Annotated in this window: 25 protein-coding genes; 8 read left to right on the forward strand and 17 right to left on the reverse strand. The window is 63.7% G+C overall.

Features of this window, described 5'->3' with window-relative positions; genetic code table 11:
* Window positions 1-70: 70 nt before the first annotated feature.
* Window positions 71-700, reverse strand: a complete 630-nt coding sequence (chpT, locus tag ABID26_RS07555; protein WP_292298891.1) for a histidine phosphotransferase ChpT — start codon at window positions 698-700, stop codon at window positions 71-73.
* Between the two features lie 388 nt (window positions 701-1,088).
* On the opposite strand from chpT, the gene ABID26_RS07560 reads away from it, so the two are divergent.
* Both ABID26_RS07560 and ABID26_RS07565 read left to right on the forward strand, forming a co-directional pair.
* Window positions 1,089-1,625 carry a DUF1134 domain-containing protein gene (locus ABID26_RS07560; protein WP_292298910.1) on the forward strand — a complete coding sequence of 179 codons (537 nt, stop codon included), beginning with the start codon at window positions 1,089-1,091 and terminating at the stop codon, window positions 1,623-1,625.
* 141 nt (window positions 1,626-1,766) lie between these two features.
* Window positions 1,767-2,912 carry a coiled-coil domain-containing protein gene (locus ABID26_RS07565; protein ID WP_292298890.1) on the forward strand — a complete coding sequence of 382 codons (1,146 nt, stop codon included), beginning with the start codon at window positions 1,767-1,769 and terminating at the stop codon, window positions 2,910-2,912.
* Between the two features lie 49 nt (window positions 2,913-2,961).
* On the opposite strand, the gene ABID26_RS07570 is transcribed toward ABID26_RS07565, so the two are convergent.
* The 6 genes from ABID26_RS07570 to ABID26_RS07595 all read right to left on the reverse strand — a co-directional run bounded on the left by ABID26_RS07570 (window position 2,962) and on the right by ABID26_RS07595 (window position 7,736).
* On the reverse strand, window positions 2,962-3,759 hold the full coding sequence (locus ABID26_RS07570) for a TrmH family RNA methyltransferase (protein ID WP_292343573.1): 798 nt from the start codon (window positions 3,757-3,759) through the stop codon (window positions 2,962-2,964).
* A 56-nt stretch (window positions 3,760-3,815) separates the two neighbouring features.
* Entirely contained in the window at window positions 3,816-4,154 is a 339-nt protein-coding gene (locus tag ABID26_RS07575) for an ArsR/SmtB family transcription factor (protein ID WP_126098248.1), read from the reverse strand.
* 164 nt (window positions 4,155-4,318) lie between these two features.
* Complete coding sequence (locus ABID26_RS07580) at window positions 4,319-5,089, reverse strand: HugZ family pyridoxamine 5'-phosphate oxidase (protein WP_292343575.1); 771 nt, start codon at window positions 5,087-5,089, stop codon at window positions 4,319-4,321.
* Window positions 5,090-5,146: 57 nt separating this feature from the next.
* Complete coding sequence (locus ABID26_RS07585) at window positions 5,147-6,322, reverse strand: CaiB/BaiF CoA transferase family protein (RefSeq protein WP_292343577.1); 1,176 nt, start codon at window positions 6,320-6,322, stop codon at window positions 5,147-5,149.
* A gap of 5 nt (window positions 6,323-6,327) precedes the next feature.
* The gene (locus ABID26_RS07590) at window positions 6,328-7,089 is read right to left on the reverse strand and encodes a 3-hydroxyacyl-CoA dehydrogenase (RefSeq protein WP_292343579.1); all 762 of its coding nucleotides are present in this window, start codon (window positions 7,087-7,089) and stop codon (window positions 6,328-6,330) included.
* Between the two features lie 110 nt (window positions 7,090-7,199).
* Window positions 7,200-7,736, reverse strand: coding sequence for a GNAT family N-acetyltransferase (locus ABID26_RS07595; RefSeq protein ID WP_126098252.1), 537 nt, complete (start codon window positions 7,734-7,736; stop codon window positions 7,200-7,202).
* Window positions 7,737-8,050: 314 nt separating this feature from the next.
* Between ABID26_RS07595 and ABID26_RS07600 the strand changes: the two genes are divergently transcribed.
* Complete coding sequence (locus ABID26_RS07600; RefSeq protein WP_292343581.1) at window positions 8,051-9,034, forward strand: glutathione S-transferase family protein; 984 nt, start codon at window positions 8,051-8,053, stop codon at window positions 9,032-9,034.
* Here the strand turns inward: ABID26_RS07600 and ABID26_RS07605 are convergent, their stop codons facing one another.
* Window positions 9,035-9,538, reverse strand: a complete 504-nt coding sequence (locus tag ABID26_RS07605) for an NUDIX domain-containing protein (RefSeq protein ID WP_126098254.1) — start codon at window positions 9,536-9,538, stop codon at window positions 9,035-9,037.
* A 68-nt stretch (window positions 9,539-9,606) separates the two neighbouring features.
* On the opposite strand from ABID26_RS07605, the gene ABID26_RS07610 reads away from it, so the two are divergent.
* Window positions 9,607-10,551, forward strand: coding sequence for a metallophosphoesterase family protein (locus ABID26_RS07610; protein WP_126098255.1), 945 nt, complete (start codon window positions 9,607-9,609; stop codon window positions 10,549-10,551).
* Between the two features lie 84 nt (window positions 10,552-10,635).
* Here the strand turns inward: ABID26_RS07610 and ABID26_RS07615 are convergent, their stop codons facing one another.
* The 4 genes from ABID26_RS07615 to leuA form a co-directional block, all read right to left on the reverse strand.
* The gene (locus ABID26_RS07615) at window positions 10,636-11,253 is read right to left on the reverse strand and encodes a hypothetical protein (protein ID WP_292340299.1); all 618 of its coding nucleotides are present in this window, start codon (window positions 11,251-11,253) and stop codon (window positions 10,636-10,638) included.
* 70 nt (window positions 11,254-11,323) lie between these two features.
* Window positions 11,324-12,127, reverse strand: coding sequence for an alpha/beta fold hydrolase (locus ABID26_RS07620; RefSeq protein ID WP_126098257.1), 804 nt, complete (start codon window positions 12,125-12,127; stop codon window positions 11,324-11,326).
* Window positions 12,128-12,356: 229 nt separating this feature from the next.
* On the reverse strand, window positions 12,357-14,123 hold the full coding sequence (locus tag ABID26_RS07625; RefSeq protein WP_292343584.1) for a tetratricopeptide repeat protein: 1,767 nt from the start codon (window positions 14,121-14,123) through the stop codon (window positions 12,357-12,359).
* Window positions 14,124-14,320: 197 nt separating this feature from the next.
* Window positions 14,321-16,060: a 2-isopropylmalate synthase gene (gene leuA / locus ABID26_RS07630; protein WP_435528553.1), complete on the reverse strand. Its 1,740-nt coding sequence runs from the start codon at window positions 16,058-16,060 to the stop codon at window positions 14,321-14,323.
* Window positions 16,061-16,463: 403 nt separating this feature from the next.
* On the opposite strand from leuA, the gene ABID26_RS07635 reads away from it, so the two are divergent.
* From ABID26_RS07635 to ABID26_RS07650, 4 genes are all read left to right on the forward strand, one after another.
* Complete coding sequence (locus ABID26_RS07635; RefSeq protein WP_292371338.1) at window positions 16,464-17,630, forward strand: ATP-grasp domain-containing protein; 1,167 nt, start codon at window positions 16,464-16,466, stop codon at window positions 17,628-17,630.
* A gap of 5 nt (window positions 17,631-17,635) precedes the next feature.
* Entirely contained in the window at window positions 17,636-18,412 is a 777-nt protein-coding gene (locus tag ABID26_RS07640; RefSeq protein ID WP_126098261.1) for an esterase family protein, read from the forward strand.
* Window positions 18,412-18,726 (forward strand): nuclear transport factor 2 family protein, encoded by a 315-nt coding sequence (locus tag ABID26_RS07645; protein ID WP_126098262.1) that lies wholly within the window; start codon window positions 18,412-18,414, stop codon window positions 18,724-18,726. Before ABID26_RS07640 ends, ABID26_RS07645 begins: the two co-directional genes overlap by 1 nt.
* Before the next feature lie 166 nt (window positions 18,727-18,892).
* Window positions 18,893-19,978, forward strand: a complete 1,086-nt coding sequence (locus ABID26_RS07650) for a siderophore-interacting protein (RefSeq protein WP_292298872.1) — start codon at window positions 18,893-18,895, stop codon at window positions 19,976-19,978.
* 46 nt (window positions 19,979-20,024) lie between these two features.
* On the opposite strand, the gene ABID26_RS07655 is transcribed toward ABID26_RS07650, so the two are convergent.
* The 5 genes from ABID26_RS07655 to ABID26_RS07675 form a co-directional block, all read right to left on the reverse strand.
* Window positions 20,025-22,103 (reverse strand): TonB-dependent siderophore receptor, encoded by a 2,079-nt coding sequence (locus ABID26_RS07655; RefSeq protein ID WP_292298870.1) that lies wholly within the window; start codon window positions 22,101-22,103, stop codon window positions 20,025-20,027.
* Window positions 22,104-22,306: 203 nt separating this feature from the next.
* Window positions 22,307-23,059, reverse strand: coding sequence for an SDR family NAD(P)-dependent oxidoreductase (locus ABID26_RS07660; RefSeq protein WP_292298908.1), 753 nt, complete (start codon window positions 23,057-23,059; stop codon window positions 22,307-22,309).
* 54 nt (window positions 23,060-23,113) lie between these two features.
* Window positions 23,114-24,217: an AbrB family transcriptional regulator gene (locus ABID26_RS07665; protein WP_292298869.1), complete on the reverse strand. Its 1,104-nt coding sequence runs from the start codon at window positions 24,215-24,217 to the stop codon at window positions 23,114-23,116.
* A gap of 75 nt (window positions 24,218-24,292) precedes the next feature.
* Window positions 24,293-24,604 (reverse strand): putative quinol monooxygenase, encoded by a 312-nt coding sequence (locus tag ABID26_RS07670; protein ID WP_292298867.1) that lies wholly within the window; start codon window positions 24,602-24,604, stop codon window positions 24,293-24,295.
* A gap of 51 nt (window positions 24,605-24,655) precedes the next feature.
* On the reverse strand, window positions 24,656-25,432 hold the full coding sequence (locus ABID26_RS07675) for an SDR family NAD(P)-dependent oxidoreductase (protein ID WP_435528554.1): 777 nt from the start codon (window positions 25,430-25,432) through the stop codon (window positions 24,656-24,658).
* Between the last annotated feature and the right edge of the window lie 59 nt (window positions 25,433-25,491).

Here is a 25,491-nt window from a genome sequence, read left to right on the forward strand (position 1 = left end):
GTTGCTTCGCTCGCACCCCGAGCAGCAATATCAGCCGAGATAAATACTTGGCCTGTTCTTGTCTGTTGCCTCAGGCTACAGACAACACGATCTCGTCGGCGGTCGCATGAATCGAGATCGTCATGTTGGCCTCACGAGCCAGAAGCAGCGTGTAGTAGGGCTGGACCGAATGGGCATCGATCGCTTCCTCAGGCTTGTGGCCGGAATGCAGCTCGAGGAATTTCGGCGGCACGCGCAGCATCGGGCCGCTGGCCGACAGCGCAAAACGCGGTTCGGTCTCGAGGTTCTCCAGCGTGACCACCAGCTTGCCGCCGCGCGGTATGGCCGCGTTGGCCACGAGAATGAGATTGAGCAGGAGCTTGACCTTGTTCTTGGGCAGCAGCGCGCGGGGACCGTTCCAGACCAGCTCCGGCTTTTCGTTCTTCAAAAAGGCAATGGCCACGGCCTCTGCGTCGCCGGTATCGATCATCATGCCGGCCGAGCCGGCGGCACCGAAGGCGATGCGGGCAAATTGCAGACGCGCCGAGGCGTTCCTGGCGCTCTGGCGAATCAGTTTCATGGCGTCTTCGTCGGCGCCGCCTTCGTCGAGCAGTTCGAGGCCGTTGTTTATGGCGCCGACTGGCGAGATGATATCGTGGCATACGCGGCTGCACAGAAGCGCCGCCAGATCGGGGGCGGAGAGGGTGAAGAGCTCGGCCATCGGAGAATCCCTGCTAGTTCACATATTCATGGCCGAGCGATCGATTTCGCGCCCGCCACGCGAATCACGCCCTTTCCAAGGCTTTCTGAATACACAGCGCCCGCCCGTGCATCAACAAATCCGCAACCGCGGATGGCGAAAATGCTGCATTCATTCCGGGAAAACGAGGCCGGACGGGCCATGTCGGGCCGCCAGCCTTCGAACCGCCATCTTCCTGCGCCAGCTTAATGGTTGAAAAAGGATTACGGCATAGTTTGCCCGTAATAGTCATCTCGAAGCGGCCGCCAAGAGCCGCAGGGGTACGAGGCGTCGGCGAAAGTGCTCCCTGACGGAGATTGGAAGCATGTTTTCCCGATTCTATGACCGGACTCTCGTCCGCGTCCTCACCATGACCATCGCCCTCATGGGTGCTGTCATCTGCTCAACCTCCGCGTCGCGGGCCCAGGAATACACCGCGCAGGAGATCGTCGATTCCGGCCACAAGTTCTTCGGCGCGACGTCGGGCGGCCTCGCCACCGTCGTCGAAAAGATCTTTGCGTCCTACGGCCTGCCCAACGGCTATCTGCTCGGCGAGGAGGGATCCGGCGCGCTGATCGGCGGCCTGACCTATGGCGAGGGCACGCTCTATACCAAGAACGCCGGTGACCATAAGGTGTTCTGGCAAGGCCCATCGCTCGGTTGGGATTTCGGCGGCGAAGGGTCACGCGTGATGATGCTGGTCTACAATCTGGACGACATCAGCAGCCTCTACAACCGCTTCGGCGGCGTCGCCGGCTCCGCCTATGTCGTGGCCGGCGTCGGCTTCAACGTGCTGCAGAGCAACAGGGTGCTCATCGTTCCGATCCGCACCGGCGTCGGCGCCCGGCTCGGCGTCAATCTCGGCTACCTGAAGCTTACCGAACGGGCGACCTGGAACCCGTTCTGAGCGGACAGGATTGCCACAACCGCTCGGATAAGACCGATCGCGCCGCGGCATGCTCTTGCCGCGGCGCTGGATTTCCGCCATGCCAAGATGGCACAGTCGGGCATTGGCGGTTTGCCGCCCCCGTATACGGAATAGTCCACCTTGGTCCAGTCGATCCTGTTCTTCGCACTCGGCTTCCTCTGCGCCGTCTTCCTGGTGTCGCTGATTGCGCCGGCCATCTGGCGGCGGGCCGTCGTTCTGACGCGCAGGCGCCTCGAGGCCTCGATGCCGCTGACGCCTGCCGAGATCCTGGCTGAAAAGGATCGGGTCCGCGCCGAATTCGCCATGAACACGCGCCGGCTCGAGATGAACATCAAGAGCCTCAAGGAGAAGGCGGCCGAGCAACTGGTCGAGATCGGCCGCGGCCGCGAGGCCCTGAAGGGGCTGGCGGTCGAGACGAAAGACAAGAACCAGGCGCTTTCCGACCTGCAGGCCAGGAACGCGGAGCTCCGGCAGCGCGAGGAAGAACTGCACAAACTGTCGGAAAAGCTGGCGCAGACGGAGCGCTCCCTGGAGAAGCGCGCGCTGGAGCTGCAAAAGCTCGAGCAGATGTATGACGATGCCAGCTTCTCATCCAGCAACCGCCAGATCGAGCTCGTGGCCCGTGAATCGGAACTGGACAAGCTCGCCAACGACATTGCGGTGCTGCGCAGCCAGCGCAAGGAAGCGGACCGGCGCAATCAGGAAATCGCCGCGGAAGGCAAAGCGGCCAGGGACGCGCTCAAGGCGGAAAAGAAACGGGCAGCCGAACTGGACAAGAAGGTCGAGCGGCTGCTTGCCACTCTTGCCGACCGCGAGGAAAGGCTCGACAGGCGCGAGAAGGAGCTTGCCCGGATGCGCGAACGCTCAAAGCAGGGTGCCGAGGCAAATGGCGGAACGCACCAGACCGGCGAGGTCGAAGGCATCGACAAGGCGATCGCCAAGCTCGAAGGCGATCGGGAGCGGCTGGAGGCGAGGCTGACGGCGCTGGCGCGTGAGAACAAGCGGCTCAAGACCGATCTTGCCACGCTCGAAACGGCAAGGCCCGAACAGGCCAGCGACGCGCGACGCGCCGGTGCAGCGCTTCGCGAACAGATGAACGAACTGGCGGCCGAGGTCGTCAACCTGACGATGAAGCTGGACGGGCCGGATTCGCCGATTGTGAAGGCGTTGGCGCCCCCTCGCGACGGGCAGCAGGGCGCGGGCGAGCGCGGCATCAGCCTCGCGGATCGTGTAAGGGCCCTTCAGAAGGCCGACCCAACCAGCTGATCAAAACGCAGGCTGTCGGCAAGGCGACGCTTTCCCTGCTTCTGGACAGCTATCGTCTCGAGAACTGGTGCAGGGCGATGGCCGAAGCGGCGGCAACGTTCAGGCTGTCGAAACCCTCCGCCATGCCGATCCGTACCGTCCGCAGCCGGTTGAGCACGGTTTCGGGCAGGCCTTCGCCTTCCGTGCCGAGATAAAGCGCCAGCCGCGAAGTTCTTTCCGCGGCACGAATTTCGGTTTCGCCGCGCGGCGAGAGCGCGAACTGGCTGAAGCCCAGCCGGTTGAGCGTCGCAATCAAGCTCATGGCGTCGCCGAAGGGCGCGAAAGGAACCTTCAGCGCCGCGCCGACCGAAACCCGGATCGCCTTGCGATAGAGCGGATCGCAGCAGGTAGGATCGAGAAGCACGGCGTCCGCGCCAAAGGCCGCGGCGTTGCGGAAGATCGAGCCCATATTGTCGTGATTGGATATGCCGACCAGGACCACGACCAGCGCGCCTGCCGGCAAGGTTTCGAGCAAAACCTCCGCCGGTCGAGGAGCGCAGCGAACGCCGATCGCCAATATGCCGCGATGCATATGGAAGCCGGCGATCCGGTCCATGACCTCGCCCTTGGCGACAAAGACCGGGAAATCCGCCGGCGCCTTACGCAAGACGCCTTGCAGGCCCGCCAGCCTGTTTTCCAGAATGAGGGCCGACTCCGCGGCGAAGCGTCGGACCGACAAAAGAAGATCCAGCACGACCTTGCCTTCCGCGACGAAGCGCCCGTGGCGCCCGACGAGATCGCGCTCGCGGATGTCGAGATAGGCAGCGACACGCGGATCCTGCGGGTCGTCGATGGGGATGAGGTTCATGCAAATCTCGCCGGCGAACGATCATCAGCGAGGTAAGGGGCTTTGGACAGCGCGGGTCAAGCCCCGGCGCGGCGCATCCTGTAGGCCATCTGGGACAGGTCGCCGTCGCCGAAAATGCCTTCCAGCATGCGAAGCAGCTCGCGCACCGCATCGGATTTGCAGGAATAATAGATCATCTGGCGGTCGCGGCGCGTCTCGACGATTTCAAGTGCTCTCAGTTTGGCCAGATGCTGCGACAGCGCGGACTGGCTTAACTGGACTTTTTCGGCGATGGCACCGACCGACATTTCGCCTTCGATCAGATAGCTGACGATCAGCAGCCGCTTTTCGTTGCCCATGAGCGTCAGAAACGCGGCAGCCGATTCGGCATTGGCGACTAGCTTGCTCGAGATCATAGATGCCCCATGTTTTCTGGCTCATCCAGCCGCCATGGGGGCAATGGTGGCTGATTCCACAATGTTCAGGTCAGGAAGCGCCGCTGAATCAGCGCTACAACAAAGGGTAGATCATTTTATCTAAATCTCAAGAGTTGCTTTCGATCTGGGACGATTAACTTTCGCTACTGTGGCTGGCCGGCGGCGCGTCCGATCTTTGCCATCTCGACCAGCACGGACCGCAACTCGCTGGCGGCGCCGAGAGGCCGTGGGAAGAAGACCCTGCAGGTGGCATCCGCAGACACCAGATCCATGCCGTCGGCATCGAAACCGGTGACGATCCAGCCGTCGCCTTCGGCCCGGCCGAAATGGCGCGCATAGAGGCAAAGCGCATCGCCATGGTCGGCGTTCATGTGGTCGAGCGCCGACTGTTCGCTCACCGCGAGCTCCTCGATGATCGGGCCGCCGGTGATCAGATCGGCGCGATCCAGAAGATAGGCCTTGCCGAAGCCGCCATTCAGACTGGCGCGCTCAGGCTCGAGCCGGAATATCGAGAAGTCGCCAAGCCCGGCATAGAGCTTCGCCTTCGGATTGCGGTTGAGGTAGCGCCGTTCGGCGCGGGCGTGAACGGCCGATCCACGCTCCAGCCGCAGCGCCCGGCATATCAGGCTGATACGCGGATGCGCCAGCGGATCGCCCTTGCCGGGCTCGCCAAGCAGCAGCGAGCAGCGCGGATCGGCGAGAAGCGCGCCGGTATGCGCGGACAGCATCGAAACCAGGATCAGCGGCGCGCCGTCGATGTCGGTCGCCACACCGACGCGGCTTGCCAACGGCGTGCCGGTGCCGGGCTCGATCACCGCTACCGCGCCGAAGTGGGCCGAGCGGATCAGCGTCTTCGCCAGCCTGACGGCCTCGGCATCGGTCTCGCGGATGACATCCTTCCTGGTCTCGGTCAAAGCGCTCACCTTTTCGGTCGAAACACTTTCAGGATAAGCTGATTTCTGTTCTCCGGTTTATTGGCCAAACAGGCCGGACCTGACAAGGGCCTCGATTTCACTTTCGTCGATGCCGAAGCACGCCAGCACGGTTGCCGGCTGACGATCGGCAGCGTTTGGCGCCGTGGCAAGAGTTTGAGGAGCTTGCGAGAAGCGCGGCGAAGGGGCCGGACGCTCAAGCCGGCCGGAACTCACGAAGCTCTGCCTTGCGCTATTGTGAGGGTGGTCCCTGGCTTCGGTCATGGAAAGAACCGGCGCCACACAGGCATCGGTCGGGCCAAAGACGTCGACCCACTCGTCGCGCGTCTTCTCTCTGATCCTGGCTGCGATCACGGCTCGCATCTCGGGCCACGATGCCCTGTCATATTGGCTGCGGACAAAACGCTGGTCGAGCGGCAGCAGCCTCGCGAATTCGGCGAAGAACTCAGGTTCGAGGCAGCCGATGGCGACATGCCGGCCGTCTGCGGTCTCGTAAGTGTCGTAGAAGGGCGCCCCTGAATCGAGCAGGTTCTCGCCGCGTCGGTCGCTCCAGAGGCCTGCCGCCATGAAAGCGTGGATCGGAGCCGCGAGCATCGATGCGCCCTCGATCATCGCGGCGTCGATCACCTGGCCCTTGCCGGTGCGCGAACGCTGGAACAGGGCCGCCAGCATGCCGGCGATCAGCATCATGGCGCCGCCACCCTGATCGGCGACGAGGTTGAGCGGCGGCGCGGGCGGCGCCTCTTGCCTGCCGATGGCGTGCAGCAGGCCGGCATAAGCGAGATAGGTGATGTCATGGCCGGCACGACGCGAGAGCGGCCCGTCCTGGCCGAAACCCGTCAGGCGGCCATAGATCAGCGCCGGATTGCGTTCGAGCGCGATGCCGGGACCGAGGCCCAACCTTTCCATGACGCCGGGGCGAAAGCCTTCGATGAGCATGTCGGCCTTTTCCGCAAGGCGCAACAGAAGCTCCTGGCCATCCTGGCGTTTCAGGTCGAGCTTGAGGATTGAGCGGCCATGGCGGTCGAGGTCGTAGGCTTCCGGCAAGGACAGAAGCGGCTCTCTGGCGTCCGCCCGCTCGATGCGCAGCACCTCGGCGCCCATTTCCGACAACATCAGGGCGGCCAGCGGCACCGGGCCGAGGCCTGCCATCTCGATCACCCTCAAGCCAGCCAGAGGTCCTGCCTTGTCGGTGGCTGTCGGTGGCGTGGTCATTCCTTCTATTTCGGCGACATGCGGATCGCGCCGTCGAGGCGGATCGTCTCGCCGTTCAGCATCTGGTTCTCGATGATGTGGAGAGCAAGCGCGGCATACTCTGATGGCTCGCCGAGGCGGGGCGGGAAGGGGACCGAGGCGCCGAGCGAATCCTGCACCTCCTGCGGCATGCCGGCCATCATCGGCGTCTTGAAGATGCCGGGGGCGATGGTGCAGACGCGGATGCCGGAGCGCGCGAGGTCGCGCGCCACCGGCAGCGTCATGCCGACGACGCCGCCCTTGGATGCCGAATAGGCGGCCTGGCCGATCTGGCCGTCATAGGCCGCGACCGAAGCGGTGTTGACGATGATGCCGCGCTCGCCGCCTGCCAGCGGATCGAGTTTCGCCGCCCGGTCGGCGACGAGGCGGATCATGTTGAAGGTGCCGATCAGGTTGATCTCGATCACCTTGCGGTACTGGTCGAGTGGGTGCGGACCATCCTTGCCGACCGTCTTCACGCCGATGGCGATGCCGGCGCAGTTGACCAGGATGCGCGGCTCGCCGAGCTTGTTCGCCACCTCGGCAATGGCGGCGATGCCGCTGTCGCCGCTGCTGACATCGCACTGAACGGCGATGCCGCCGATATCGGCGGCAACCTTCGCCGCGCGCTCGACGCCGACATCCAGTATGGCAACCTTGGCGCCCTTGGCGGCAAGCGCGCGCGCCGTCGCCTCGCCCAGGCCGGAGCCACCGCCGGTGACGATCGCGATCTGGCCATTCGGGTTCATGTCGGCGTCCTCCCAGGATTTTTGGTCATGCTACGAAGCCCGCCCGCGAGGCGCAACCTGCATCGGGGATCGATCCGGCGGGATCAATCGCTCTGCGATTGACCCGTTGATCACGCCATTGCCGGGAGTTGCTCGGGCAGGCGGGCGGTGTCCGCATGGCAGACCTCGCCGACGAACCGGGCAACCGCGCCAGGCCTGATTTCGTGGTGGAGAAGCCTGTCGAGATCGACCGGGCGCGGCATGGTGATCTGCCCGCGCGGGAAGCGCTTGAAGCCGAGCGGCCCATAGTAAGGCTCGTCGCCGACCAGCATCACGGCCGGCGCGCCGGCCTTCGCCGCGGCTTCGAGCGCGATCGCAACCAGCCGGCGGCCGATGCCGAGATTCTTGAACGCCGGCCGCACGGCGAGCGGTCCGAGCATCATGGCGCGGCCGACGCCTGCCGCGACGCGCGTCATGCGCACGGAAGCAATCACCGTATCGCCCTTGACCGCGACAAAAGACATCGAGCGGTCATGCCCGCCTGACTCGCGGATCTTGTAGGCGGCAAGCACGAAACGGCCTGGCCCGAAGGCTTCCTCGTTTATGGCTTCGATTTCAGGATCGTGCGCCGGGGTTTCCGGCAGATATTTCACGTCGGCAAGGCTCATGGTCTTTGCGTTCCGGTATGCGAGGAAAGGTTTGCTGCAAGCGGCAGCGTTCGCCAGTCAGCGCTTCATCAAGCGCGGGCGCCCTTTCGTCGTCGGTCGAACCGGATCGAGGCAAAGTCGAACATGGGCGCCTCCGCTACCATCAATTTTTCCCGGCTGCAATCGGCGCTTTTCACCTTTCTTTGTGCGGCTCGACGAACTGGTTCGTCGTTTGAACGAACTGGTTCGCCGTTTGACGAACTGTTCAGCGCCCGAGGGCTTCGACATTCCGGCCAAACGCCTAAATATCTGTTGGGGCCGCAGGGAGATTTCGCATGGGATTGCTGATTGAAGGCAGATGGCAGGATCGGCCGGTCGCCAACAGCGGCGGCAGATTCGTGCGGGCCGAAGCGCAATGGCGCGACTGGGTGACGCGCGACGGCGCGCCGGCGGAGGGCCACAAGCGCGGCTTCAAGGCAGAACCCGGCCGCTACCACCTTTACGTCTCGCTTGCCTGCCCATGGGCCCACCGGACGCTGATATTCCGCGCCCTGAAGAAGCTGGAAGCCATCATCTCCGTCTCGGTGGTGCACCATTTCATGGGCGAGAACGGTTGGACCTTCAAGGCGGAAGACGGCGCCACCGGAGACACCCTCTACGGCCTCGACTTCCTGCACCAGATCTATGCGAAGGCCGATCCCGCCTATTCGGGCCGGGCCTCGGTGCCTGTGCTGTGGGATAAACACCAACAGACCATCGTCAATAACGAGTCCTCAGAAATCATTCGGATGCTCAATTCCGCCTTCGACGAATGGGGCGATGCGAACCTCGACTTCTATCCGCGGGCGCTGCGCGCCGAGATCGACAAGATCAATGCGCTGGTCTATCCGGCGATCAACAACGGCGTTTACCGCACCGGCTTCGCCACCACGCAGGAAGCCTATGAGGAAGCGTTCGGCGAGCTGTTCTCGGCGCTCGATACGATCGAGGAGCGGCTTTCAAAGCAGCGCTATCTGGCCGGCGAACGCATCACCGAAGCCGACTGGCGGCTGTTCACCACGCTGGTGCGCTTCGATCCGGTCTATGTCGGCCACTTCAAATGCAATCTGCGCCGCATCGCCGACTATCCAAACCTGTCGAACTATCTGCGCGACCTCTACCAGGTGCCCGGCGTGTCAGGAACGGTCAACCTGCATCACATCAAGTCACATTATTACGGAAGCCACAAATCGATCAATCCGACGGGCATTGTCCCGGTGGGGCCGGAACTCGACTATGCGGCGGCGCACGATCGCGGCAGGTTCAGGAAGGCAGCTTGACTACCAGTAGACTGAGGCCTGCTCGCCGTCGAAAATTTCGGCAATCCGCCGTCGTGTCGCCGGCGTCGTGTCTTTCGGCAGGCGGTCTAGCGGAAAGAAGGCCGCCTCGGCGATCTCATGGTCAGGCAGTTTTGGCGCCGCCTGGCTGAAGGCTTCGATCAGATAGAGACCGACATGGTCGCGGCGGCTGGAGCGGCGGTTGAAATGCATCGATTTCAGCATCGGCGGGGCCGTCAGCGCGATGTTGCCTTCCTCGGCCAACTCGCGCGCCAAGGCCTCAAGAAGGGTCTCGCCTATCTCGACGCCGCCGCCCGGCAATTGCCAGCCCGGAACATAGGTATGGCGGATGAGGAAGACGGTGTTGGAGGCGCGGTCGTAGACCAGGCCGCGGACGCCAAGCGTCATCGGGCGCCGCAGCAGGAAATAGAGATGGAACAGCCTTGCCCGCAGTCCCGCCCAGCCGGCCTGGCGGAACGCCTGTTCCGGATCGGTGGCGCCGGTCATCCGGCAATCGCCAAGCGAACAGCAAACGGTGAGTGGAAAGCCTGAACCGTGTCGCTTAAGAAGGGGCTATGCTCAGGCTCGCACATATTTCCGATGTCCATCTGGGGCCTCTGCCCGATGTAACCTATCGCGACCTCGCGTCCAAGCGCGTGCTGGGTTACGTCAACTGGCAGCGCAACCGCCGCCGCCATATGCATGATGCCGTCATCGACACGATCGTCGCCGACATCAAGGCCAACGCGCCAGACCATCTCGCCGTCACCGGCGATCTCGTCAACCTGGCGCTCGACGGCGAGATCGAGATGGCGAAGCATTGGTTGGAGACGCTTGGCGCTCCGAACGACGTGTCCGTGGTGCCAGGCAATCACGACGCCTACGTGCCGGGCGCCTTCGACAAGGTCTGCCGGTCCTGGGCGCCGTGGATGACAGGCGACGGTGTCAACAGCCCGGTCGACCGCAATTCCTTTCCGTATCTGCGTGTGCGCGGCGATGTTGCGCTGATCGGCGTCACGACGGCGCGGGCCACGGCGCCTTTCATGGCCAACGGCTTCTTCATGGAGGGCCAGGCGGAGCGGCTCGCCAAGATACTCGATGCCACGGCCAAACAGGGGCTGTTTCGCGCCATCATGATCCATCATCCGCCAGTGCGCGGCGCCGTCTCGCAGCATAAGCGGCTGTTCGGCATCGCGCGCTTCAACAAGGTCATTCGCCGGCATGGCGCCGAGCTTGTCCTGCACGGTCACTCGCACCTGCCGTCGCTGTTCACCATCGGCCCGCGCGGCGCCAAGGTGCCGGTGGTCGGCGTGGCCGCCGCCGGCCAGGCGCCGGGCGGCAGGCATCCGGCCGCTCAATACAATCTGTTCGAGATAGACGGGGAAAAAGGCAACTGGAGCATCCGCCTGACACGGCGCGGCCTGACCGGTCCGGCACTGCCGCCGTCGGATATTCAGGTGATGGAGCTCGGCGTCGATATGCCTGTGGTTCGGGAGCCAAAGCCTGTTCCATCCCGATGAAATCGGGATGGATAGGCTCTATCTGTTTGTTTGAGCATGATCTTTTCCGAAAACCGGATTCCACTTTTCGGGATCATGCTCCCGTCAGAAGCTGATCTTCATCTGGGCGATGCGGTCCCAGAACAGCACCAGCGACACCGCCAGGCCCACCAGGGCGCCGGCGGCGATCAAGCCAAGGCCGGCGAAGAAGGTCGTCCAGCCGTTGCGGCGCGCTGCGGATTGCAAGGGCGGCTCCGCTTCCTGGACATCGGCGCGATGCAGGCCAGGCACGGCGCTCTCGACCCCGCCCTCCATCATCCGCTGCCGTTCGACGACACGCTCGGCCACGTATCGTGTCACGGCGTCGGAAACGGGCTTCATGTCGATGGATTCGGCCAGCACCACGCGGCCGATGCGCGTGTCCTTGAGGAAGCGGAAGGTGCGGCGATCCCGCCCCATGGCGACGTGGCTGACGGCATCGATCCACAGTCGTGGCTGCAGGCCCGACGAGACGGCGAAATCGAAATTGTCGATGTCGGCCGGCACATCGGCAAAGACGGGCGCAAGCTCGGCAGCCAGAAGTTCGAGCCGCATGCGGTGCGCCTCGCGCATGTCGACCACCACATCGTCGCGGTCGGCGAAGGCATTCTTGACGTCGCGGATCGCATCCGCGAGCTTTCGCGACGGCTCGATCGGGGTGATTTTGTCGCCTGCATCCTTCATGGCGGCTGCCTCGCTGTTGGTAAACAGCGAGTTAACACAGTCGCCGGCAAAATGCACTGCGAGATGGGGTTCAGCTCGCCGCGGCGCCCAACACAGGCCGCCGGCCTCGACGGCGCCGCCGCGTGTTGCGGCGCACGACCTCTGCGATCAGGTCGGGCGCCTCCTCGGCCAGCATGTGGCCGGCCTCCAGCACGTGGTGCAGGTGGAAATGCGCCGGCAGGCTTTCGGCCTGGTCGACGGGCAGGACGGGATCGTCGGTTCCCCAAACCACCATCACCGGCATGTTCAAGGTCTCCAGCCGTTCGCCGGGGATGACACCTTGCCGGTCATCCCTGGTCATCGCGGCCGCGATATCGACAAGGGTCTGTAACTGGCCCGGCCGTCCACGCATACGCAAAAGCGCCTCCACCACGTGTTCAGGAGGCATGCTTCCCGGTCCCGACATGGCGGCAAGACAAGCGCGAATCTCATTGCTGTCGTCTGCGGCGGCATAGCGGCGCAGCAGCGGCCCGTTGATCTCGGGACCGAAGCCGCCGGGCGCCAGCAAGGTCAGCGAGGCCACCCTTTCGGGATCGGCGAGCGCCATCAACGTTGCGATCGCGCCGCCCATGGAATGGCCAACGAGGTGGACCCTGCCCAGCCGGCGGATGGCCAGATCCGCGAGGATGGCCCGTGCCGCCTGCTTGGCGCCGCCATTTCCGTCACATTCCAACGAGTTTCCATGGCCCGGCAGATCGTAGGCCAGCACCCTCGCACTCGGCGCCAATGCAGAAATCACGTCGCGCCATGTCTCATGGCAGCTACCGAAGCCGTGCAGCAACACGATCGTCTTCGGGCCTGCACCGTATTCGGCGACGTTAAGGGATGGGAGCATGAAATTTATCGGTTACGAAGCAAAACGAGCGGCAATTCCAAATCGTGGCTGGATGCTCCCCGGCCGAGTCGATAGCTAGTAAAATCTTCGCGACTGGGGCGGTCAGCGCCAAACCAACAGCATAAGCATACTCTAATTTTTTCGGTCGTCCTCGTGCTATTGAGGCGATCGGGGCAGCCAGGGATCGGTTCCATCGTCGGGTCGACGTGGCTAAGACAGGCTTGCGGCCTCAGCTTGGATTGCCGATTCCCGCAGAGCGCAGGGACTCCACCAGCCGATCGGTGAGATCCGCGGGATACTTCCTGTCGACGAAGGTCGCGCGCGGGTCGGCGGCGAATTTCGGGAATTCGGCCGTCAATTCGTTGGCCAGCTGGCTCGCGAGTTTGTCGCGGCCTGAAATCTTGGCGCCGATCAGGCGTGCGGCCAGGTAATGCGATTTTGACGCCGTGGTTCTGAGCGACTCGCTGGCAATCGCCGCCCGCTTCGTGTCGCCTTGCATCAGGGCTCCGAGAAACAGACCGTAATCCCACCAGGTCGGGTGGCCGCTGAATGTTTCGACGGCGTGGCCGAGGATCGGCGTACCTTCCTGATATTTGCCGGCGAAGATCAGACCGTAGCCATAGGCGGCCGCCATGCCGAGATCATAGGGGTTGAGCTCATAGGATTTGCGCATCCAGCGGATCGCTTCGTCGGTATTGCCGAGACGCGAGTTGAGGTAGCCATAGGCGCGATGCGCGTGCGGGCTCATCGGCCCCATCTGAATGGCGCGGTGAGCAAACGACATGGCCTGTTCGATGGTCGCGCCGGGCGGATAGGCGTAATGGTTGTTGACGGCTTCCAGTTGCAGGGAAGCCAGCTCCGAGTAGACGAGCGATGATTTCGTGCCTTCGCCGACCAGCTTCTCCAGGCAGCGATACGCAGCCTCGTGCGTCTTGGCGCTCTGGTCGAGGTAGTAGCGGTCGTTGAGCACCAGACATCCGATCTGACTGGTCTGGATGTCGCTCTGGTCGATATAACTGTAGATCGCGCCGGAAGCGGGGATGGTCGAAGTCAAAAGACTGGCGATGTTGTTTTCGACCGCACCAGGCGCGCTTTCAGCTGACGTCAGGTTGCGCGACAAGAGAACCCGTCCTGTCGCGACGCTTTGCAATTCGATCATCACGTCGCCGGCGGCGGGTCCGGGAATAACGTCGAAAACGAAGCTGACGGGATCGGCGGAACTTTCGCGCGTGGCGTCGGCGTCACGCCCGATGAAGTCTATGGTATCGAAGCCGGCGAGGCCTGCGCGTAGCGAAGCGGCGACACGGGCCGCCTCAGGGCCATCGGCTTTGATGGCCATGTAGATCAAGGGCAAGCTCTCGAACGGCTGCGAAGCAACGCTGCCGGTCGCACCTGCCGTTTCGACCGATGCGGTTGCGTCGCGATCATGGAAAAAGGCGTTGCCCTGGCGGACGACAAGGACACCCAGCATGGCGATGACCAGAACCATGGCTGCCCAGAAGAACCGCAATTGGCGCGTCAGCGAAGAGGCGGACGCCGCCGGGGTCGTCATCGATGGCGCGGCTTCGGTGGGTGCGGAATTCTCGAGATGTTCGGCCGATGGCGGAGCGGCCTGGCCGCTACCGGCGGGTTTGGCTTCGGCGGCCAGCCGGATCGCATTCAGCTCGTAGGAAGGTACATAGCCGCCACGCGGGATTGCGATGCGCACCGGCTCGGCAATGCCCTCATTGGCGAAATAATGCTCCAGAAGCTCACGCAGCCGCCCGGCTTGGACCCTGACGACGGCGTCTGTCGCCGAGTCGAAATCGCCGTCCTTGCCGAAGACGTCCATGGCGATGGAAAGGCCCTTCAGCCTGTCGCCTTCGCCGGCCTGCTCGCGCTCCACGAGATAGCGTAATAGCCTGCGCGCGCGCTCGGAGCGTCCGAACGTTTCGCTGGCAAGCAGTCGCTCCAATGTCTCGCGCACTGCGGGGGCGGCAGGCGTGGCAGGCTCCAAGTGTCGATCCTTCCGAAGTCGGCACAGGTTAGGGCGCGATAATATAGCGCTCGCGCCGTCGCACAAGGAACCTTCTGTTATGTGATCGCGTAAGCCACGGGAAATTTACCTGCCGGTTAATGAATTTGATCGCGGCTTGCGCCTGCCATGAAGCGTGGCACGTCCGGTGAACGCGCCACGCTTCATAGGTCAAACAATCAGCCGGCCCCGCGGCCCAGAATCCGGTTGGCGGCCGAAACCACGGCCTCCAGCGAGGCGGCGACGATGTTGGTGTTTATGCCGGCGCCGAACAGCTTGCCGCCCGGATATTCCATCTCGACATAGGAGATGGCCGAGGCGTTCGAACCGCGCTGCAAGGAATGTTCGGAATAGTCGAGCACCGACATCTCGACGCCAACATGGCGCGAAAGCGCATCGACGAAGCCGTCGATCGGGCCGGTGCCGGAACCGGTGATGGTCATCTCCTTGCCGTTGTCGAGGACCTCCGCCTCAACCACGCGCCGGCCCTTCACCTCGGTGTCAGGATAGGTGCGATGGTCGAGGAATTTCAGCCTGGCGCCGGGCTGGTCGACATAGGCTTCGAGGAAGCGCTCGTGGATGCGCTTGGCCGGCACTTCCTTGCCTTCGGCATCGGTGATCGCCTGGATATCCTGGCTGAACTCGATCTGCAGGTTGCGCGGCAGGTTGAGGCCATAATCGGCCTGCAGAACATAGGCGATGCCGCCCTTGCCGGACTGCGAGTTGATGCGGATGATCGCCTCATAGGTGCGGCCGACGTCGGCCGGGTCGATCGGCAGATAGGGCACTTCCCAGAGCGGCGTGTTGGCCTTGCGCAGCGCCTTCATGCCCTTGTTGATGGCATCCTGGTGCGAGCCGGAGAACGCGGTGTAGACGAGCTCGCCGACATAGGGATGGCGTTCCGGAATCTTCAACTGGTTGGAATATTCGTAGACATCCTTCATCCGGTTGATGTCGGAGCAGTCCAGCCCGGGATCGACCCCTTGCGTGTACATGTTGAGCGCCAGCGTCACGATGTCGACATTGCCGGTGCGCTCGCCATTGCCGAACAGCGTTCCCTCGACGCGGTCGGCGCCGGCCATCAGGCCGAGCTCGGTGGTGGCGATGCCGGTGCCGCGGTCATTGTGCGGATGCAGCGAGATGATCAGCTTGTCGCGGTTGTCGAGGTTGCGGCACATCCATTCGATGCGGTCGGCATAGACGTTGGGCGTCGACATTTCGACGGTCGAGGGCAGGTTGATGATCAGCTTGTTGTCGGCCGTCGGCTTCACGATCTCGATGACGGCGTTGCAGATCTCCAGGGCGACCTCGAGCTCGGTGCCGGTGAAGCTCTCCGGCGAGTACTCGAAACGATAGCCGCCGCCGGCCTTGGCCGCCATGTCGGTGATCATTTTGGCGGCGTCGGTGGCGATCCGCTTGATGCCGGCAACGTCCTTTTCGAAGACGACGCGACGCTGCAGCTCGCTGGTCGAGTTGTAGAAATGCACGATCGGGCGATGGGCGCCCTTGAGTGCTTCGAAGGTCCGCGTAATCAGCTCGGGCCGGCACTGCACCAGCACCTGCAGCGACACATCGCTCGGCACGCCGCCTTCCTCGATGCACCAACGGGCGAAATCGAAGTCGGTCTGCGAAGCCGACGGAAAGCCGATCTCGATCTCCTTGAAGCCCATGTCGATGAGCAACGCGAACATGCGCGCCTTGCGCTCATGGCCCATCGGGTCGATCAGCGCCTGGTTGCCGTCGCGCAGGTCGACCGAGCACCAGATCGGCGCCTGGTCGATGACCTTGGACGGCCAAGTGCGATCGGCGAGATTGACGGTCGGGTAGGGTTGATATTTGCGGGCGGCGTCCGACATCTGCCCGGGCGCTTGCGCGCCCGTTTCTGCCTCGCCGGCGCGGATTGCTTCTCTTCTATTCATCGTCGTTTCTCCCGGCGGCTCGTGTGACCGCCTTCAGGCGGGTTGGTGCCGAGCGGCGCCTTTACCAAAGTTTCATTCGCTTGATGTGACTTGCCAATCTGGCCAAGGAGCATGCGCCCTGAGCGGCGGTTTTCGACCGCCGGGCGCTCCTTCAGCGAACCCGGCGATCGCCGATAAGGCCGAGAAGAAGCAGGGTCGAAGCAAGCGCGCGCACGGTCTCGCCGGCAAAGCCGGGGCGAGGAGAAGCGACGGAGCGGGTGCGCGTGGTCATGCCGGCTCTCTTACAGGAGCAGCCATCGGGAGGCAAGTGCCGGTCCCGCCGCGTGAAGTGCCGCTCTTCCCCGCATCAGGCAAATGCGCCACACTCGCTCCCGGAGGACCTGATCTCAGGGGGAGGTCGTGCATGAATTTCGTGTTCTTCTCGCCGCATTTTCCGGCCAACGGCGCCGATTTCTGCGACCGGCTGAGGAAGGCCGGCGCCACGGTGCTCGGCATCGGCGACGCGTCCTATGAAACGCTGAGCGGGAAGTTAAAGGCGGCGCTGTCGGAATATTACCGCGTCGCGGACATGGAAGACTACGATGCCGTGTTCCGGGCGATGGGGCACTTCATCCACAAATGGGGGCGCATCGATCGGTTCGAGTCGCTCAACGAGCACTGGCTGGAGCTCGAGGCCAACATCCGCACCGATTTCAACATCTTCGGCACCAAGCTCGATTTCGTGAAGAATTTGAAGCGCAAGAGCCGCATGCGCGCCTTCTTCCGCAAGAGCGGCGTCGAGACCATTCCGCAGCGCAAATGCTCCGACCGCGCCGGGGCCATGACCTTCATCCGCCGCGTCGGCTATCCGGTGGTGGTGAAGCCGGATTCAGGCTCCGGCGCCTCGAACACGTTCAAGATCTCCAACGCCAGGGAACTCGACCAGTTCTTCAGGGACAAGCCCGAAGGCGTCAGCTTCGTCATGGAGCAGTTCATCGAAGGGTTGGTGGTGACCTTCGACGGGCTGGTCAACCGCGACGGTGAGGTGGTGCTGGCGGCGAGCCACCGCTACGATCAGAGCGTCATGGAAGTGGTCAACCGCGACCGCCACATGAGCTACACCTGCTTTCCCGAGATCAGCCCGGCGGTCGAGGAGGCGGGCAGGAAGATCCTCAAGGCGTTCGATGTGCGCGAGCGCTTCTTCCACATTGAATTGTTCGAAACCAGGGACAAGCGCGTCATCGCGCTCGAGGTCAACATGCGCCCGCCCGGCGCCTGGATGACCGACGCGATCAACTACACCTTCGACATCGACGTCTATGGCGAATGGGCCGACATGGTGGTCAAGGACGCGGCCGGCGGCCCCTACAAGGGCAAGTATTTCACCGCCTATGCCAGCCGCAAACGGCACCTCGACTATTTGCACAGCCATGAGGACGTGCTAGCCGCGCACGGCGACAAGATCGTCCACCACCAGGCCATCGAAGAGGTTTTCAGCCGCGCCATGGGCAACTATGCCTACCAGATGCGCTCGAAGGACCAGAAAGCGTTGCGCCGGGCGGTCGACTATATCCACGCGGAAAAGGCGTGAGGCGAATGGACGTTTCCTATCACAAGGGCCATGCCCGCAATCTCGGCCGCGACATGGAATACAAGCGCTACGGCCATGCCGGGCGGCCGGTGGTGGTGTTCCCGACCTCGCAGGGGCGGTTCTTCCAGTTCGAGGATTCGGGCGGCGTCGGCGCGCTCGCCGAATTCATCGATACCGGCCGCATCCAGCTGTTCACGCTCGACGGCATCGATTCGGAATCCTTCTTCGACAAGCATGGCGATCTCGCCAGCCGCATCGCCCGCCACGAGGCCTATTTCCGCTATGTGCGCGAGGAGGCGCTGCCGGAACTGCAGTCGGTTGCCGCCAAGGCCAATGGCGGGCGCAGCTTGAAGCCGCTGTTCTGCGGCTGCTCGATGGGAGGCTACCACTCGTCGAATTTCGTGTTCCGCTATCCGGAACTGGCGAGCGGCGTGATCTCGCTGTCCGGCGTCTATTCGACCCGCGACTTCTTCGACCGGACGCTCGAGGGCAGCATCTTCTACAATTCGCCGCTCGATTATCTGCCGGGCATCGTCGACCAGAGGCTGCTCGGGCGGCTGAGGGCGCTGAGGCTAATCTTCTGCTGCGGGCAGGGCGCCTGGGAAGAGCGCATGCTTGTCGAGACGCGCGAACTTGAGCAGGTGCTGCGCGACAAATCCATTCCGGCCTGGGTCGACTATTGGGGCGGCGACGTCAGCCATGACTGGCCGTGGTGGCACAAGCAGCTCGTTTATTTCTTCGGGCGCTGGTTGGACGACGATCTGATGCACAGGCTCGATTGATGACCACACCCGACCCGATTCGCCGTTTTGTCGAAGCCACCAATGCCGGCGACAGCGAGGCCTTTCTCGAAACCTTCACGGCCGATGCCCTGCTCACCGACTGGGGCCGTTCTTTCCGCGGACGCGAACAGATCGCGCGCTGGAACCGGACGGACAATATCGGCGTGCAGTCCCATCTCGACATCGTCCGCATCGCGCCGTCTGACGGCGCCTGCCATGTGCGCATCAAGGTGGCAGGCAACGGCTTCAACGGCGAAGGCGACATGACCTTCACGCTGGACGGCGACCGGATCGCGAGCCTGATCATCAGTTGAACCCGGAAGCGCTTGGCTTGACGCATGATCCGAGGCGGGTCATTCCGCCGGCGATCATAAAATATGAATTGTTTAGTCAAGTTTCTGTGGAAACCAGGGTGCCATTGTGGCATGCCCGCCTGACGGATGGCGCCCTTGCATGCGCCGGTTCCAGGAGACTTGAGCTATGGATCGACTAAGCGCGCAAGCCGATATCCGCAATAACGCCATTCGGGCGGTGATGGACAGTCTGCGCGCCGAACACCGTGACTGCGAGATCGACACTGGTATTGCCGGCCAGTGGGAATTCCACATGCATTACGGCTCGCTGAATGCCACGCTCGACGACGGCGGTGTACGCATCCGGGTCGCGGCGCAAGACGAAACCTGCTTGTCCTACATGAAGATGATCGTTGCGGGTCATATCGCCGGGCAGTTGGGAACCACCGGCGGCTTGCGCTGGCAGGGCGACGGCAGCGATGCCGGCACGCCCGTCTTCTTCCGTGAGATCACCGTGCAATCCTCGACGCGGCTGTCGCCACATATGCAGCGTGTGCGCTTCTCGGGCCACGACCTCGGTCGCTTCGCCCATGGCGGGCTGCATGTGCGGCTGTTGCTGCCCCCTGCCGGGCGGCAGCCGGTGTGGCCCTCCATGGGCGCCGACGGCATGATCGTGTGGCCATCAGGCGAGGATGCGCTCACCGTCCGCGTCTATACGATCCGCGCGCTCGATGTCGCCGATGGCTGGCTCGACATCGACTTCGTGCTGCATCCGGGAACTGAAACGCCGGCCGCGGCTTTCGCGCAGGGCGCGCGGGCCGGCGATGTCATCGGCATGATCGGCCCCGGCGGTGGTGGCGTGCCGGAGGCGCAAAATCTGCTCCTGGTCGGCGATGACACGGCGCTTCCCGCCATCGGCAGGATCCTGGAGGAACTCCCGCCAGCGGCTTGCGCCGAGGCCCTGATCGAGGTCGATGGTCCGGAAGACCGGATCGCGCTGACACAGGGCGATAACATCGCCGTCCGCTGGCTCTACCGGCACGGCCGCGAAGCAGGCCGCGCCGGTCTGCTGCCGGCGGCATTGGGCGAACGCGATCATGCGGCCGACGATCTCTATGTCTGGGCCGGATGCGAGTTCGCCGACTTCCGGGAGATCCGCAGGATCGTGCGCAAGAAGTGGGGCCTGCCGCGCGACCGGCATCTGGTCACCGCCTATTGGCGCCGTGGCGCGCATGGCGAGGGCGGGGACGGCGAGGAACAGGACAATCCATGAATTTGGATTTGTCCTCGCCGCACGCTTCACGGCAGTCGGTGCGGCCTCAGAAGCGGTAGCGCAGGCTGCCGAACAGCGAACGGCCTTCGTCGCGGTAGCAATAGCCCGCCGAGCAGATCGTCTGCTGGTTGTCGAAGAGGTTCTTGGCGTTGACCTGCAGCTTGACGCCCTCGAGCTTCGGATTGCGGTAGCCGAAGTCATAGGACAGCGAGGCGTCGACGAAGGCGCGCGCATCGTTCTTGAAGGTGTTGGTGTCGTCGCCGTAGCTGGCACCGGCAAAGCGCACGCCGGCGCCGAGCCCGAGCCCTTCCAACGTGCCGTTCTCGAACTGATAGTGGCCCCAAAGCGACAGGATGTGGTTCGGCGTCGCCGACAGCTCCTTGCCGTCGGTGCCTGCCGCACCGCGTTCGATCTTCACGCGCAGATAGGTGTAGGAAGCGATGACGCTGAAGCCGTTGTCGAGCGAGGCATTGGCTTCCAATTCGACGCCGCGCGAGTTGAGGTCGAGCTGGCGCTGCTTGTTGATGCCGGACGAGGCGTCGAACACGACGCCGTCCTTCTGGTCGATGTCGAACAGCGCGGCGCTGACCGTCGCGTTGTAATCCGGGATTTCGTATTTGACGCCGATCTCCTTCTGCGTCGCGATCGTCGGGCGGGCGACGCGGCTGACATTGCTGTTGATGTCGTCATAGACGAAGCCGATGTTGGGCGAGAACGAGGTCGAATAGTTGACGTATGGGATGATGCCCCATTCGGTCCGGTAGGAGAGGCCGATGCGGCCGGAGAAGGCGCTGTCCTTCTGCTTCGACTGGCTGAAATCCGCCGCCGTCGAGGTGGTGTCGACCCAATCATAACGGCCGCTGGTGAACAGCGTGAAATCGTTCCACTCCATCTGGTCGTGCAGGTAGACGCCGAGCTGGTTCATCTGCTGACCGCCGGAATAGGGAACGGGTGCTGACTTGATGTCGTCGACCGAGACATAGGAAAGCCCGCTGCCGGCGTCGTAGTCCGACCAGGCATAGTCGATGCCGCCGACCGCGGTGTGCCGCACCGGGCCGGTGTCGAATTCGAGCTGCGCCATGTTGTCGACGACGAAGTTCCTCATCGTCTCGGTGTAGTGGCCCCAGTAGCGCTGCAGCGGCTGGTCGGCGCCGACCGAATAGTGGCCGCTGTATTCGATGTCGCTGTCGACGGCATTGTAGCGAAGGTTCTGGCGGACGGTGAGCCAGTCGCTGAAACGGTGCTCGAATTCATAGCCGATGCGGCCCTGGTCCTGGCTGAAGTCGTTCCAGGCCGGATCGCCTTCATAGACGTTGGACAATGCGCCATAGGCCGAGTTGTAGAAGGCCGCGGTGCCGCCGGTGACCGACTTCGAATATTCGCCGAGGATGGTGAGCCTTGTGTCCTCGTCCGGCTTGAAGGTGACGGCCGGCGCCAGATAGAGCTTGTCGTCGGGATAGGCGGGCAGGTCGGTTTCGCTGAGGCGGCCAAGGCTGGTGAAGCGGTAGAGGATGCTGCCGTCTTCGTTCACCGGTCCCGAGGCATCGAGGGCCGCCTGGAAGCGGTTGTGCTCGCCGGCCAGCAATTCGATCTCGTGGAACGGCTCGTCCTTGGGCCGCTTGGTGACGACGTTGACGATGCCGCCTGGGCCGCTGACGCCGTAAAGCGAGGACGCCGGCCCCTTCAGGATGGTGACGCCCTCGATGCCGTAAGGCTCGGTCTTGAACCAAGCCGAAGGCCCGTTGTACTGGCGCAGCCCGTCGCGGAACATGCTGTTGTAGAAGGCCTGGAAGCCGCGCAGGAAGAAGGCGTCGTAGCGAGTGTCTAAGCCGAAGCTGTTGGGATTGGCGCTGGCCGTGTAGCCCAGCGCATCGTTCAGCGTGCGCGGCTTCTGGTCCTCGATCTGCTTCTGCGTCACCACCGAGACGGCCTGCGGGATCTTGACGATCGGCGTGTCGACCTTGGTGCCGATGCGGTCCTTCTTGGCGACATAGCCGTCCTGCACCAGGATCTCGTTGCTTTGCCCGGTCACCTCGATCTTGCTGAGGACGGTGGCGTCTCCATTCTCCTGCGCGATTGCCGGCCAGGCCTGGCCGAGGATCGCGGTGCCTGCCAGCAATGACATCGCCTGGCGTGATATCTTTGGGCGCCATGTCCTCGGCCGCTCGCGCATAAACTCGTCTCCAATTATCATGTTTGATTGCGCTTTCGCGCTCTCAAATATGAGTAACTGAGTCAAGTATTTTTTGATGCCTTTGCCGAAGGCTGACCATGACCCCAGCGCATGCGATGCGAAAAGGTGACGGTGGCCGCTTTCGCAGGCCTCGCTTAATAGGTCGCGCGTCCGCCGGAGAGATCGAAGGTAGCGCCGGTGGTGAAGGAATTCTCGTCGGAGAGCATGAACGCGACCATGGCGGCGGCCTCCTCCACCTCTACGAAGCGGCCGCGTGGAACCTTGCCAAGCATGTAGGTCACCTGGGCCTCTGTGAGCTGCTCGAGGATGCGGGTACGGGCAGGCGAGGGAGTCAGCGCGTTGACGGCAATGTCGTGACCGGCGAGTTCCTTACCGAGCGATTTGGTCAACGCAAGCACGCCGGCCTTGGCCGCCGAATAGGCGGCGGCATTGGGATTGCCTTCCTTGCCGGCGACGGAAGCGACATTGACGATGCGGCCGTAGTTGCGCGCGATCATGCCGGGCACCAGGCGCCTACAACAATAAAAGACGCCGTTGAGGTCGATGTCGACGATCTGCCGCCAGGCAGCCGGGTCATAGTCCACGACCGTCGCGGCCGGGCCGGCAATGCCGGCATTGTTGACGAGAAGATCGACGGGACCGAGCGCCCGCTCGGTTTCGATGGCGGCGCGGTCGACGGCTTCGATCTGCGATTGGTCGCAAAGCAAGGCTTCGACGCGACCAAGCGGCGCAAGCTCGGCCAGGGCACCTGTCATCGCGGCCTGGTCGATGTCCCAGATGGCGACGCCTGCGCCCGACGAGAGCAGACGCCGGGCGACGGCAAGACCGATGCCTTGCGCGCCGCCCGTCACGACGGCGACACGGCCAGTGAGATCGACGACGTTCAAACGGCGGGTCATGAGCTGCCTCCTTTGTTTCCCCTCGCAAAGGGATATCGCGGATCAGTCCCTGACGTTTCGCGCCACCAGCTTGGCTACGCTTGGCCCAATGAGCAACACGACCAGGAAGCGGGCCGATTGCAGCGCCATGACGAAAGAAATGTCGACGTTCTGCGCGGCGGCGGCAATGATGGCGACGCTGTCCATGCCGCCTGGGCTGGTGGCGAGATAGGCGGTCAACGGGTCGATGCCGAGCACGCGGCTGATGACGAAAGCCAGCCCGCCGCAGAAGGCGATCAGCGCCACGATCGAGGCGATGATCTGCGGCAGGGCGCGTGCCGCATGGCGCAGGATCGGCCGGGTGAAGTTCAATCCGATCGACCAGCCGACCATCCCGTAGCTGACCGCCAGCAGCCACGGCGGCAATTGCATCGGCACGCCGAAGCCGAGATGGACCACGGCGCCGAAGATGAAGGTGCCGAGAAAGAAGGGCGAGGGCAGCCGCAGCAGCCTTCCGAGCAGGCCGCCGACGATCGCGATGGCGATGGTGGCGGTGAAGGCCAACAGATCTATCGGCGGAAACCAGACGATGGGCGGCACTTCGATGCCTGACGTGTCGACCCACATCTTGGCGACGAGCGCCGCCGTCATCGAGACGAAGATGACGCGCAGATATTGCATGAAGGCGACGAGGCGCTGGTCCGCGCCGAAGGCGCCGGCCATCAGCACCATGGCGGTGGCCGCGCCCGGCGAGGAGCCCCAGACGGCGGTGGTGCCGGGCAGGATGCGCCAGCGGCTGATCAGCCAGCCGAGCAGGCTGGAAGCGGCGAGGGTCGCAACCACAACGCCAAGGAAGAGCTGCCATTCGGCGTAGAAGACCGGGAAGATGTCGGCCGAGATCGAGTTCGCCACCAGGCAGCCGACCACGGCCTGGGCGGAGCCGAACAGCGGGCGGGGCACACGCACCGTAGCGCCATTGGTGCCGGCCAGGATCGCGGCCATCATCGGGCCGATCAGCAGCGCCGCCGGCAGGGCGGCCAGTTCCAGCGCGCCGGCAAAGAGCAGCGAGAACACCAGCAACACCAGCCACTGCCACGGCTGGCGCAACCGCGCCATGCGTTCAACGGGTGGCTGATCCAGTGGCGGTCGCTCTGGTGAAGAGTCCATACTCGGCTCTTAGACCGGGCACTGGCAAATGCGAACCCATTTTCCCGCGGAAAGTGCTATTCGCCAGTCTCGCGCTCAGCCGCCCTTCTCGGGGACCGGCAGGCCGAAGCCGCCGACCGGATGGGTCTCGACCTGGAACTCGAAGCCGGCGATGAAAGGACGCGCCCTGGCGATCGCCGCTTGGACTTCCGGCAATTGCAGGGAGGCCTTGTGGCTTGCCTGGTCGGTCCACACTTCGGTGACCCAGATCGCGTCGGCGTCGACGGGATCGGTGGCGATGATGTAGCTCAGGCAGCCGGGCAGGGCGACGGTGCTTTCACGCAGCACGTCCATGACCGCGTCGCGCTGGCCGCGTGCTGCCCGCATCTTGCCGATCAGTCCGAACATGCCCTTCCTCTCCCTCCAGGTTGTATGCCGCCCGAGTATGCAGTCGACGGCTCACGGCATCAACTGGCCACCGTTGACCTCGATCACCTGACCGATGATGTAGCCGCTCAAGAGATCGGAGGACAGGAACAGATAGGCGCCGACGCAATCCTCGGCGGTTCCGGCGCGACCCTGCGGTATGGTGGCAACCATGGCCTTCATCTGCTCGGCGCTCGAATAGCGCTCGTGAAACGGCGTCAGGATGGTGCCGGGCGCCACGGCGTTGACGCGGATGCCGAACCCGATCAGCTCTTTTGCCATGCCGCGCGTCACGTTGGAGACGAAGGCCTTGGATGAGCCGTAGAGGCCGGCGCCGCCACCGGCACCGTTGCGGGCGGCGATCGAGGAGGTGTTGATGATGAAGCCGCCCTGGCGCTTCAGCCACGGGATCGCCTTGCGCGAGGCGGTCAGCACCGAGCGTGCGTTGAGGTCCATCACCGCGTCGTAATGCGCCTCGGTCTGCTCGGCATAGGCAACGCGCCCGAGCATGCCGCCGGCATTGTTGACCAGGCCGTCGAGCCGGCCGAAATGTTGCGCGCTCTGCTCGACCACTCGCTCGACATCGGCGGGAACCGAAAAATCGCCCTGCGTCAGGAACACTTCGCCGCCGCCGTCACGGATGGTTTTGGCGACGCCCTCCGCCGCTTCCCGGCTCGAATTGTAGTGCAGCGCGACGCGGCATTGCTGCGCGGCATACGCCTGGGCAAGTGCGGCGCCGATCCCGGTCGACGCGCCTGTGACCAGCACCACCTTGCCGGCAAGGTCTGGGATGAGAAGTGTGTCGGGCACGTCGATACCTCCGGGATTTGCGCTGGCAATTGGTAGGCGCTCGCCGGCCAGGCGTTCAA

The sequence above is a fragment of the Mesorhizobium shonense genome (genome assembly GCF_040545255.1).
GTDB classification, from domain to species: Bacteria; Pseudomonadota; Alphaproteobacteria; order Rhizobiales; family Rhizobiaceae; genus Mesorhizobium; species Mesorhizobium shonense.